The sequence below is a fragment of the Acinetobacter sp. Tol 5 genome, from assembly GCF_019702905.1.
Classification (GTDB): Bacteria; Pseudomonadota; Gammaproteobacteria; order Pseudomonadales; family Moraxellaceae; genus Acinetobacter; species Acinetobacter bereziniae.
In genome coordinates, this window is the sequence record NZ_AP024708.1 from 766,341 (window position 1) to 778,785 (window position 12,445).

General features: G+C 38.9%; 9 protein-coding genes and 4 tRNA genes. 8 read left to right on the forward strand and 5 right to left on the reverse strand.

The features are described from left to right. Positions 1-3: 3 nt before the first annotated feature. The 5 genes from TOL5_RS03650 to TOL5_RS03670 all read left to right on the forward strand — a co-directional run bounded on the left by TOL5_RS03650 (position 4) and on the right by TOL5_RS03670 (position 1,062). Positions 4-80 (forward strand) — tRNA-Asp (locus TOL5_RS03650). A 100-nt stretch (positions 81-180) separates the two neighbouring features. Beyond that, positions 181-256, forward strand: a tRNA-Val gene (locus tag TOL5_RS03655). Between the two features lie 8 nt (positions 257-264). After that, a tRNA-Asp gene (locus tag TOL5_RS03660) sits at positions 265-341 on the forward strand. A 100-nt stretch (positions 342-441) separates the two neighbouring features. Then, a tRNA-Val gene (locus tag TOL5_RS03665) sits at positions 442-517 on the forward strand. Between the two features lie 77 nt (positions 518-594). After that, the gene (locus TOL5_RS03670; RefSeq protein WP_009585222.1) at positions 595-1,062 is read left to right on the forward strand and encodes a DUF2750 domain-containing protein; all 468 of its coding nucleotides are present in this window, start codon (positions 595-597) and stop codon (positions 1,060-1,062) included. Positions 1,063-1,091: 29 nt separating this feature from the next. Here the strand turns inward: TOL5_RS03670 and TOL5_RS03675 are convergent, their stop codons facing one another. The 4 genes from TOL5_RS03675 to yccS form a co-directional block, all read right to left on the reverse strand. Beyond that, positions 1,092-1,877, reverse strand: a complete 786-nt coding sequence (locus TOL5_RS03675; RefSeq protein WP_121775017.1) for a YdcF family protein — start codon at positions 1,875-1,877, stop codon at positions 1,092-1,094. A gap of 132 nt (positions 1,878-2,009) precedes the next feature. Then, positions 2,010-4,652 (reverse strand): PepSY domain-containing protein, encoded by a 2,643-nt coding sequence (locus TOL5_RS03680; RefSeq protein WP_121775018.1) that lies wholly within the window; start codon positions 4,650-4,652, stop codon positions 2,010-2,012. A 166-nt stretch (positions 4,653-4,818) separates the two neighbouring features. Further along, positions 4,819-5,379: a YcxB family protein gene (locus TOL5_RS03685; RefSeq protein ID WP_004830134.1), complete on the reverse strand. Its 561-nt coding sequence runs from the start codon at positions 5,377-5,379 to the stop codon at positions 4,819-4,821. A 99-nt stretch (positions 5,380-5,478) separates the two neighbouring features. Further along, positions 5,479-7,653 carry a YccS family putative transporter gene (gene yccS / locus TOL5_RS03690; RefSeq protein WP_080633136.1) on the reverse strand — a complete coding sequence of 725 codons (2,175 nt, stop codon included), beginning with the start codon at positions 7,651-7,653 and terminating at the stop codon, positions 5,479-5,481. A 146-nt stretch (positions 7,654-7,799) separates the two neighbouring features. On the opposite strand from yccS, the gene TOL5_RS03695 reads away from it, so the two are divergent. Beyond that, positions 7,800-9,014 (forward strand): multidrug effflux MFS transporter, encoded by a 1,215-nt coding sequence (locus TOL5_RS03695; protein WP_121775019.1) that lies wholly within the window; start codon positions 7,800-7,802, stop codon positions 9,012-9,014. 329 nt (positions 9,015-9,343) lie between these two features. Next, a complete protein-coding gene (locus tag TOL5_RS03700; RefSeq protein WP_121775020.1) occupies positions 9,344-9,799 on the forward strand; it encodes an ABZJ_00895 family protein in 456 nt (151 codons plus the stop codon). A gap of 24 nt (positions 9,800-9,823) precedes the next feature. Here the strand turns inward: TOL5_RS03700 and TOL5_RS03705 are convergent, their stop codons facing one another. Beyond that, on the reverse strand, positions 9,824-10,246 hold the full coding sequence (locus TOL5_RS03705) for a hypothetical protein (protein ID WP_004830127.1): 423 nt from the start codon (positions 10,244-10,246) through the stop codon (positions 9,824-9,826). A 553-nt stretch (positions 10,247-10,799) separates the two neighbouring features. Here TOL5_RS03705 and TOL5_RS03710 point away from each other — a divergent pair. Continuing rightward, a complete protein-coding gene (locus tag TOL5_RS03710) occupies positions 10,800-12,422 on the forward strand; it encodes a mechanosensitive ion channel (RefSeq protein WP_121775021.1) in 1,623 nt (540 codons plus the stop codon). Positions 12,423-12,445 lie beyond the last annotated feature (23 nt).

Consider the following 12,445-nt stretch of genomic DNA (forward strand, 5'->3'; position numbering starts at 1 on the left):
AACGCAGCGGTAGTTCAGTTGGTTAGAATATCGGCCTGTCACGCCGAGGGTCGCGGGTTCGAGTCCCGTCCGCTGCGCCATTTATCTTGATTCCTGAGGTGAAGATATCCAAATGTAAAATGATTGTTCTTTTTACATCTCATTTAGTTTAAGCAGTGCAACATTGTTGATCCTCACTCAGGGCGCTTAGCTCAGTTGGTAGAGCGTCTGCCTTACAAGCAGAATGTCGGCGGTTCGATCCCGTCAGCGCCCACCATATACAGTGCAGCGGTAGTTCAGTTGGTTAGAATATCGGCCTGTCACGCCGAGGGTCGCGGGTTCGAGTCCCGTCCGCTGCGCCATTTATCTTGATATCCTGAGATTAAGATATCCAAATGTAAAATGATTGTTCTTTTTACATCTCATTTAGTTTAAGCAGTGCAACATTGTTTATTCTCCTCAGGGCGCTTAGCTCAGTTGGTAGAGCGTCTGCCTTACAAGCAGAATGTCGGCGGTTCGATCCCGTCAGCGCCCACCAAGTTTTCTTTCTTCTATTTATTTATTTTAAAATTTTGTGTAGAATATCTATATAATTATTTTAAAAATAAGTATCTTATGCGAAATCCATATCAACGCAAGGCTGCGTCTTCGGTACAGAAAAATACTGCTCAAGCGACAGATCAATATAAGGCATTTATCGAAAAAATAGTGTCTGATGCTAAAGTTTTTGCACTTTATGATGAAGGTTGGGCTTTATGTGCAACTCCTACAGGACAACAAGCTGTAGCAGTATGGCACAGTAAGAGTCTGGCGCAATTATTGGTCAAAGACAACTGGAGCCGTTTCGATGTTCAGGAAGTCAATTTTATTTCTTTTATCGAGCAAATGATTCCTTTTATTCAACAAAATGATACTTTGCTGTCAATCAATTTAACCCCTGAAGGGCAGAATATTTTGGTGTCAGGACGTAAGTTCTTGTTGGACATAAAAAGTTATTTATATCAGCTTTACATAGCTCAACCTGAGCTTTTTCGAGATCAAACCCGAATCCCTTTACCACGCAAGATTCGGATACATCCTTGATAGATGGAGTGAATGGCGTTGTATTTAATTTAATACTCTCCAAGTACCCAACCGCTGATATATGCAAAATATTCTCTTAACCATGCGTTATATCGAGTACTCAAGGGTGTTTCGGCCCCAATCGTGATGAAGTTGCGATAACCTTGTTTTTTTGCGATCGCTGCTGCACGTAGCGTATGGAAATCACTGGTGACAATTGCAATTTTTGAATTTAAAGATAAATCATGCTGCTGCAAAATAGCTTGGCTGTTCTTGAGGTTTAAATCTGTACTGGTACTTTTATTTTCTTGAAGAATTCTATGGGGTTGAATCTTATAATTTTCCTCTAAGTAGTTGGACATAATTTCAGCCTCAGTTTTAATCTCACCAAAATCTTTCCCACCACTTACAATAATCGATATTTGTGGTTGTTGTTGTGCAATATTTCCTGCGCGATCTAAGCGCTTGGCGAGTGTAGGTGACGCTTTACCTTGTGTTATTCCACTACCTAAAACAATGATTGCATCTAAACCATTCTCAGCATGATTTTGTTGCGTTTTAAAATGGATATAGCCAAAAAAGCCAATGAGACTGATCAACCAAATTCCAAACACAGACCAGCCTAAACGCCAGAGTTTTTTAAGTTTGCTGTGATGTGCCAGATATTGTTGGATTACCTTTCCCCATATGACGGTGCAGATAAAGCCCAAACCAATCAATAAGGGTAAGAGAGTGCCTAAATGAATTTTTTTATACAACAGCAAAATAAAGCCATCAAGAAATAATAATAAGCCGATAATGAATAGGCTTAAACGCAATAATTTATTTTTGTTCATGGTCTGTGATAAATAATGTCATCCAGCGCACATTGTAAACGATCTATAGCAATTGAGGTTAGTGAAAAACAAACCGAGCAATTATGCTCGGTTTGATGGGCTTATTTAGAACTGTTTAATGCTATAAGTAGCTTAGTAAACATCACGTCGATAACGTCCATCTAGGCGTAATTGTTCAACTGTATCTTGCCCTAGAATATCAATCAAAGCTTGATCAACATCGCTTGCCATACCTTCAATGCTTCCGCAAACATAGATCACGGCATCATTGGCAATCCATTTCCGAACTTCATCAGCATGATCACGCAGTTTATGGTGAACATAGACTTTTTCTGCTTGATCACGGGAAAAAGCCAAGTCGATTCGTTGTAGCATTGCTGTATTTTGCCAAGCTTGAATAGTCTCTTTGAAGAAGAAATCATGTGCTTGCTGACGTTCACCAAAAATTAACCAGTTTTCCGTATAATCCAAGCGAACACGGGCATGGATTAAACTCATTAAACCTGCAATCCCTGTTCCATTTCCAATACAGATAATCGGGCGATTATCCGTGATTAGATGGAATGAATCATTATTGCGAATTCTTAACGCAACTTTGTCACGCAATTTTAAGTGTGAGGTCAACCAGCCTGAACCTAAACCAAGTTCACCTTGAGCATCACGTTGTTGACGAACCACTAAACGTAATACCTGCTGACTTGGAATACTGGCAATGGAGTATTCACGAGTAGGCAGGGTAGGCAACTGCTCAAGTAAATGCTCCATATTGGCAAAAGGCTCAACTTCGACAGTTAAGTCTCGATCCCAAAGGATATTTTTAATCGATTGTTGCTCATGTGAATCGACAGCTGTATCTGGATTAATTTGGTATTTATCTAAAAATTGTTGAATACGTTCAAGGCTATTTCCAGTTTGTATTTCTGCAATATCACCGGCTTGCCAGACTGTTTCATGACAGGCATGAAGTTCAATGTTGAAAGCTGGTGCGCCCAAGCTCTCTGGATTGAGTAATTCTCGTTTGCTCAAATGCCATTGATCAAACACTTTATCAATCGACATGGTTTGCAGGTCAAGTTTGGTGGCTTGAATTAAAGCTTTATTCCATTGTTGAATATCGCTATTGCTGCCATTATTCACTTCGATGGTCGTAAATAATTGCTGTGCGCCAGATTGTTTTAACCAGTGATCTATACGATGACCAAAACTACAGTAAGTTTCAGGATAGTCTTGCGAGCCTAAGGCTAAAACGGCATATTTGAGATGAGACAGATCTAATGATTTACTCATTAACTTCTTCTCAAAATGTGATGCTAAATCAGGTGCTTCACCAGTACCATAAGTGCTGGCAATCCATAAAACTTGTTTTGCTTGTTTTAAATCTTCTTCAGAAAGCTGTTGAGCAGATTTTACTGTAGTGGGTTGATGTGCTTCTTGTAGACTGATAGAAGTACGCCATGCCAATTGTTCAGATACACCTGTCTGTGAAGCATAAACAATCAACCACGGAGTTGCATCCGGATCAATTTGAATTGCTGAGCCAGATTGTTTTGCCGCAAGGGTTAATTTCTTTTGTTTACGACGTTTTAAGTACAACATCCATCCCGTGATAAAGAACAACGGCATTGCCAATGCGGCAAGCATAATGATGAATTGGAACACTGGACCAAAAAAGCTGCCGCGATGAACAGGTAACATACTGCTCATGATTTTTTCATTCAGCGGTTTAACTTCATATAAATCAACTTTTTCAATTTGAGCTTTTTGATAATCATAAATCGCTTTGTTTCGTGCGCGCTCGTGTTGAGGAATTGCATCAACAAATGTCAGTTCGACCTTACCATCAGCTTTTTTAGGAATCGAAATTGTTAGGGTCGAATAATCACGTTTGATTTGTGAATTAAAACCATTCCATGTTTGTATTAGGACTTGTTGAATCTGTTCAGGTTTTAGCCCTTCATTTGCTTCTCGATGACCACCACGCGGATGTTGATCACGTCCTTGCGCTGAAAGATTTGACGGTGTATGTGTTGGTTGCGGGTCTGCGGTATTGCTTTGGCGCCCTTTGCCTTCACCCATGCGAGGTGCTTGCATTTCGGGTTGAGGTCTTTCAACGCCCATCACCTTGAACATCCCGTCACGCCACCAGTCATATGACCAATACAACCCTGTACATGCTAGAAGTAAATAGAAAATAACAACCCAAGTTCCAACCACTGCATGCAAATCCCAAAGGAAATTACGACCTTTGAGTTTAGGTTTTATTGCAAACCATTGTTTGAAAGAATGTTTTTTTGGCCAGCGAAGATATAAGCCACTGAGTACAAAGAAGATCAGCATCAATGTACTTGCACCCGTAATCTGTTTGCCGACTTCGCCTACAGTGAGGTTACGGTGAAGTTGCTGGATAAATTGGAAAAAATCTTTGCCTTTAACTTCAGGCAAGATTTCTGCTGTATAGGGGTTAACCATCATGGTATACCCTCTACGTGCACCTTCTTTAACAATATTAATATTTGACGCTTCTTCAGGTGCTTTGGCGACAGTGATACTGTTAATCTTCATTTCAGGATTTTGAACTTGAAAATGTTGATAAATTTCAGCAGGAGTTAACTTTGCATGATTTTCAACTTTTACAGTAAAACTGTCTGGATTTAACCATCTTTGAATCGGTTGTTCATAAGAATAGATTGCACCAGTAACCCCCATAATCGAAAGGATCAAGCCCGCTGTAATGCCTAAAAACCAGTGTATTTGGAAAAAAGTCTTTTTAAACATGGTGATGGAAAGGGAAGAATTGTTTGATTACAGATTATAGCTGAATATCTAGGAGAGATAATGAATTTTGCAGATAATATTTATTCTCATTATCATTTTTATTAAAATAGTCATCATAAATGTAAAAAAACCTCCAATGATGGAGGTTTTGTGAAGTCTTTACTGTTTACAGTGTTTTTGCTTCACCGACTGATTCTTTAAGATGTTTGCGTAAAGTCTCGAATGGAAAATTTTTGCTGTCCATACGCTTAGGTAAAATATACGCACCTTGCTGACCTTTTACTTTAAAATTCACAAGTAAAAATTCTGGTGTGTTATACCATTCATAAACATCTTTCCAGCCAATCGTACCGACACCTTCTTGTACGCCCATTTGCTGACGCATTACGATACCGCTTGGCTGTACACCGAGTTTGACACCTTTGATTTCTTGAACTGGAAACTCATTCATCTTACGTTTTACATACCATTCAAGCCCAAATTTGCGCACTAAGAGATAAATCGCCACACAGGCAAGAATGACCCAAAAAATAATGGTCGAGTAGTTTTTAATTAACGCAATACCCAAGATTGAAAGGACAACAGCGACACCCATGATTGCCCAAGCTTTAGTCCCAATTTTATTGGTACTGCGCCAAATCGCAAGTTGAGCACTACGTTGTTCGGCTTCCGATACTTCGTATGGAACTGGTTGTAAGGTATAAGCGTAAATATTCTTGGCAGTCATAGTGTCAGTAATGTATGTAAATCTAGTCAGAGTTTAGCACTAAATCCCAAGATTTAGTGCGCCTATTGTACCAAATATCTAGGCAAATTTTACGCTCTTTTATAAAGAAGCTAATTCTGTAGATTGATCGTCACGGGCATGGCTTAAATTTTGTTTGAGGCTACTCAATTGTTTGAGGATACTAAACATTAATGAAAGTTGTTGAAGAATAATCAATGACTTAGAGTCATCTGCTTCTGACTGCCCCAAACGGGTACGAATCGCTTGCAGCATATTATGTGCTGTTAAATCAGGCATTTCATCCCGTAACAAGGCACCACGGATATCATCCAAAGCTTGATCCAGTAGATTTAAAACTTGCTGATCCTGGATTTTTTCACGATGTGCACCCAATGCAGCGATATAACTAAGGAAGGTATGATTTAAGCATAAAAACTCAAAAGCCAATGTTTTTTGACTTTGGTCAAAATCTGGTTCCGTTGCTAAAGTTGAAATCAATGATGCAACTTCAGCATCTGTATTGTGGGCTGCTCGACGAACAATTCGATAGTTTAAACTGTTGTTACGTCCCTGATGATATTGAGTAACAACATCAGCCAAATAATTACATTGCGCTTCCAGAGAACGTTGAATGGTTCTTGGCAAACGACGGAATCTCCAATCTGGAAAAATAAAGCTCACGCCAAACCATGCCAAGGCACACCCAATCACCGTATCAATCATACGGGGTAGAGCTGCTTCAAAGCCCAGCCCATCTAAGTTAAAGTTGATCAGTGCCATGATGGTAATGAACGCTGTAGCTTGTGCGTATTGTTTACTGCGGAGGTCGAAAAATAACACGCCACTTATCACAAGCAACAACAGTTGCCCTTCGATGGAAGGTACAAAGAATAAGATGGCATACCCTAAAATAATGCCACCGAGTGTCCCCACGATACGTAATCTTAGGCGGCGTTTGGTGGCATTAAAATTTGGTTGGCTGACAAAAAGTGCTGTTAATAAGATCCAATAACCATATTGAATATTGGTCAATTGCACAAAAACGTAACCGATAAATAAAACCACAGAAACCCGAATCGCATGTCTAAACAAGACCGATTCAGGGGTTAAATTTTGTTTAATGCGGATAACAATATCATCCCAACCTTTTAAATCATCATCTTTCAGTTGTTGTTCAACATTTTTATTTTGATCATATTTAATATGACGTTCAGTCTCTAAGTTCTGTAATTGGGCATCAATGGATTTTAGGTTTTGATAAAGTGCAAATAATGAGTTGATCCAAATGAGGTCATAGTGTTCTTCTTTTCTGAGCTTATTTAAAGACTGTTTTAAATTTTTAAAGGCATATTCAAAGCGGGCATTATGTTGGTATGTGGTCCGATGTAAAATGCTATCACTTAAATCCTTACATGCTTTGCCTTGTAGTGCCAAAATACGTTGAAAGCGAAATAAAACATCACTATGTTCAAACATTTTTGCCAGTTTTTGATAATCAATGTGTGCTGAATCCGCACGCTCATGTATATCTTGCGCTACAAAGTAATATTGCAAGCTACGCCGTGTATCGCGTTGCCCACGGTCGCCTTTGAGACGGGTGAGTAGCGCTGTGCGCATGTCATTAAAAATGCTAATCAGCTGACCATTCTCCATAGACAGGCTAATCATGCTGTCTTGGTAACTGGTCGCTGTCATATCGACATCAAATAAGTTGGATTTGGAAAAAAGAAAATTACCCAATGATGAAAAACATTGGGACAGCTTGTCTTGGACCTGACGTACTGGGAAGAGCAAAAAACTGATGGTGGAAATAAGACCGTACCAAATCGCCCCAATCACTAACAGACTAGGTTGGATATACCAATGCTCAAAAAGATGAACGCCAAGCATAGAATAAACTGAAACGACCAAGCAGCCATAGGAAATAGTGGCATAGCGTCGTCCCAAAGAACCCAGTAAAATCCAACCGATACAAGAAACAATTAAACCTAAAGCAAAAAGTACAGGATAAGGGAACAACAAACTCACTGAGGCAGCGGTGATAAAAAATCCGATATAGGTATAAATCAAATTCATGATCCGTACTGAAAAGCGATCATCAATATCACTCAGACCGGCTGCAACTACACCCAAGGTCAATGGAATGGTCATCAACTGCTGACCCAATAAATAAGGGACAAAAGCAGTGCCTGTAAAGGCGATGACCATCCTCAAGTTATACATGAAACTTGTGTTATAGGTGGCTTTTCGTAGTTTTAACAGCCATGTGTTCAATGGAAATCCTTATTCAATCGATACGGTGTTATTGCTGGGGTGCTTGTTTTATTGCTGAGGTGATTTTTCACTTATCTTTGTGACACATCTTACAATGGACAGTGTAAACTTGTTCGCAATATTTAGTATGAAATTATAAACGATCTATGTCTGAAAAAAACGCTGGTCAACAGTATTCAACAGGTTGGATTATGCTTTTGGCACTATTTACCTCGTTAGGTCCTTTATCTATCGATATGTATTTGCCAGCACTCCCACAAATGGCGCAAGATTTTAATGTCACCACCCAACAAGTTGCCAATACTTTACCTGCATATTTCTTGGGCTTGGCTGTAGGGCAGTTGATCTATGGTCCGATCAGCGACCGCATAGGTCGTAAAAAGCCACTTTACTTTGGTATGACCTTATTCGCTTTTGCCAGCTTATTATGCGTTTTAGCTCCTGATCATTGGTCATTGATTGCTGCGCGAATTTTACAGGCTTTGGGCGGTTGTGTAGGTGTGGTCATGGCACGCGCAGCCATTCGAGATCGTTTAGATGTTCAAGGTTCTGCTCAAGCTTTTGCGAGCATGATGATTGTGATGGGAATAGCGCCTATTCTTGCGCCATCTATAGGTGCTGGAATTCTGTATTTCTTTCACTGGCAAACAGTATTTGTTGCTTTATTTTTAATTGGCTTGATCTGCTTAGCCTGTGTTCATTTCTTATTTAAAGAAACTTTAGCGCCATCACGTAGACTTCAACTTAATTTTAGTCAGGTTTTTATTTTATATGCTGCTATTTTTAAAGATCGAAGTTTTCGCTTTCCAATGATGGCAGGTTGTTTTACAGGGGCTGCGCTATTTTGTTATATCAGCTCCGCAGCAGCGGTATTGATGGATGGCTATCATTTAACACAACAACAGTTCGCAATTGCTTTTGGTTTTAATGCTTTTGGTATTATTTTACTGTCCTCAATCAATAAACGTTTAGCCAATCGTTTTTCAGTGATCCGCCGTTTAACCATGGGGGGATTGATTCAGGTTGCAGGTGCATTAATTATCGTGGGAGCGGGTTTAATGTCTCACGCGCCGTTAGTGGTTGTTATGTTGGGTTTATTTTTGACTGTTTCAGGGATCGGCTTTACAGGACCTAATGCAATGGCACTCGCCATGTCAGAACAAGGTTCAAGAGCAGGTACAGCCAGTGCAATTATGGGCAGTATGCAGTTTGCTTGTGGTTTATTGGGTGGTGTGGTGTTGAACTTTTTAGTCTGGAATCACTTATTCAATATGGGGATATTGATGTTGGCTTTTACTGTCGCAGGATTCTTGGCAATTTTAAAAGTATCGCAACAACTTAAGCTCAAACAACTTTCATAAATTCCACGCCATTTTTTACACAAGACATAGAAAAGATCAAATGTAAAAAAACAAAAGCCGACGATTCGAGTGATGAGTAAATCGTCGGCCAAAATACTTCGTTTATAAAGATTCAGGCTGCTATTCTAAATCTTGAAGAAGCATAAGTTTTTAGTCTCTCTGGGGGAGTTAAGGTCTCCAAATTTAACTGCGGATGCCGTGCAATAAACTTGGTTGCTGCAGACCTTATACTTATATAACGACAACAGTTTCTGATTGGTTGACAAGAAAATGAAAAAAAATTTAAAAAATTTTATAATGTCGGTCTCATTGCAATTTAAGTTGACACTATGGTCTCTTTAAATAAATATTTTTTATGGTTTTTTCTACTTTGTTTAGTGTTAACAATGATTGCTGGCATATTGGCGGCAATTTTACCCAATGAGATTGCAGGTGTGTTCACTGCGCTACCTTATTTACTTGCCATGATTATTGTATTGTATCGTTTTCTTAAACAACAACATCGAGCGCCAACCGATCAAGAACGTAGAAGTTTAACCTTAGGTTTTACGCTCATTTTCTGGAGTTATAATATATTGGGCGTTTTCGCGGGCGTCTGGTTTTTTTCTCGCAACGACCCTGAAATTTGGCAATCATTCATTGCCTATATGCAAAATATCCGATTTTTGAGCACGATACTTATTATGCTTCTTTTGCTTGCCGTTCCGCTCTTTTTAATTACTTATTGGTTTTATGGAACGCAAGCAAAACGAATGACGGCAAAAATGTTTGAGAATGAAAATTAGGTTTGCTGGTGCGCTAGCTAAAGATCAATGCACAAACATATCCATAAATTCACGTAACTCCTGAATCGCGACTTCAATATCAGTGGTCAGCCAAGTGGGTTCAAAAATACCAGCATAATGTTCTAAACGATCTTGAGGCACGACCAGGCGTATTGGACAGTCTTCTTCGAGTAAGCGCCAAGGAATAATAGGAACTTCATTGTCAAGAAAGGAGTTGATATTACGAATATCAATGATCATGGCATTGATACATTCAGGGAAGGGCATTACTGAAAATTCATCAGTACGTCTACGGAAATATTCCAGATCTCCCCACTTTAAAATATAGCTAGGCTTACTAAACTCAATGATTCCGATTAAATGATCATCTCTAGATGTATGTAAGAAGCATTGATGAGTGACATCGGTGTCTAAATCGAGTGCGACACTTTGTCGTTGATATGCCATATATACAATAGTCAACAAAAATGGGGGGTACATATTATAGCCCATTTATCTGTCTCTTACCGCTTTAGATTAAAATTTACTTTTACTTAAAATATTTTACACAAAGTTGATGAATAGACTGATAGTATAAAAATACATCAAGTTGATGGAGGTGGATGTCATGAGACACGATTTCAATAAACCATCTTACGTAACCAGTAATGAAGAGATTACACATAAGAATCGCCTACCAATTTATATGCTTATTCTTGTGGGATTATTTCTCGTATCATTGCTTATTTATATGGCGGCCGATTGGCTCTAATTTAAAACTTATCAATAACTTAAACTATACATTAAGCAGAAACCCTAGTCAGCAAGCTAGGGTTTTTTGATTCTGCTTAGCATTTATGCTTTGTTTTGTTGTATTTATGCAGTAAAAATTGATCGTTATATAAGCAAATTATAAAGTAAAAGAGTAGTTCATCACGCTTTCTGTTGAAAATAAGAATGATGCTTGAAGTCATTTGAGCACACTCAAATTGTTATAAATCTATGACTTGAGGGAATAAAAATGAATGAAATTTTACACACTCAGGGGAATTTTGATGCCATGTATTATTGGAATCAATTTCACCCAATTTTAGCCGCTGTAGCTATCCTGATTGTCGGATGGATTATTGCATTGATTGTCGCAGCAGGTTTTAGAAAAATCCTAGAGAAACTGGGAACAAATTCGAAATTATCTTCTGCCACAGGGCATCGTTCAAACATCGAAAGTATCCTTTCCAGAATTATTTTCTGGGTGGTCATGGTCATTGCTGTCATTGGCGCGCTCAATGTACTGAATTTGAACAGTGTGAGTAGCCCATTCAGTTTGATGATTCAACAATTCTTATTGTTTATCCCGCAACTATTGGCTGCTGTAGCAATAGGATTCATTGGTTGGATTGTAGCAAACCTCGTCAAGGTTGGGCTAAAAAAAGCTTTGGATCGTACTCAACTTGATGAAAAGCTAAGTGCAGATGTGGGTGTTAGCCCAATTAGTCATAACATTGCTGATATTGTTTACTGGTTGATTTTGTTGTTGTTCCTGCCGATTGTTCTGTCGATCTTAGGCTTACAAGGATTATTGGTTCCTGTTCAATCTATGTTGAATGAAGCCATCTCTTATTTACCTAATATTTTCATTGCAGGTGTAATTGTTTTTGTCGGTTATATTTTGGCAAAAATTGTGCGTGGTATCGTAGAGGGCTTAATCAGTAGCTTAAATTTACAAAGCCAAGCTGAAAAAGTGGGGCTATTTAAAAACTCAGATCAGGGTTTATCTAAGTTTTTAGGTTCATTTGTTTTTGCTGTGGTCATGATTACTGCTTTAATCGTGGCATTTGAAGCTTTAGGTATACAGGCAATTTCACAACCTGCAACAATGATGCTCGGTGAAATTATGTATGCGATTCCACATATTATTGCAGCGGTATTAATTTTAATCGTTGCCTATGTGGTGTCTCGTTTTGTGGGGCGTTTGGTTGCTGAAGTTGTTGCAGGAACTGGTGTAGATTCAATTCCTGCTAAATTAGATGTGCAACGCTTTTTAGGTGAAACTAAAGTTTCTTGCATCATTGGATATTTGATCGTGTTCTTTACTATGTTGTTTGCAGTTTCAGAAGCTGCGAATCGACTCGGTTTTGAGCAGGTCAGTGGTCTGATCTCGATGTTCATTCACTTTGGTGCGAATATTCTCTTGGGTGCAGTGATATTGGTTATTGGTTTCTGGTTGGCCAATATCGTGGCAAATATTGTACAACGTGGAGAATATAACAGCTCGAGATGGTTAGGAAATCTTGTTCGTGTATTGATCATGGGCTTAGTGATTGCAATGGGCTTAAAAGCCATGGGTATCGCAGACTCTATTGTCAATCTTGCATTTGGCTTAACCTTAGGTTCTGTGGCTGTAGCATTTGCTTTGGCATTCGGCTTAGGTGGTCGTCAACCTGCTGAACGTGTTTTAACAGATTTGATTGACAAAGCAAAACAACAAGCAAATCAACCGAATCCTCTAAATCAAAAAAATACAGATTCCGTTGTCCCTCCGGCAACAGATTCTAGTCAAGTCACAGCGGATACACCTACGATCGAAAATGAATATAAATCTTTAACCGATTCATTTAAAGAGGATAAAGATGACCCGAATTAACATGTAAATCCTTACAAAGATCG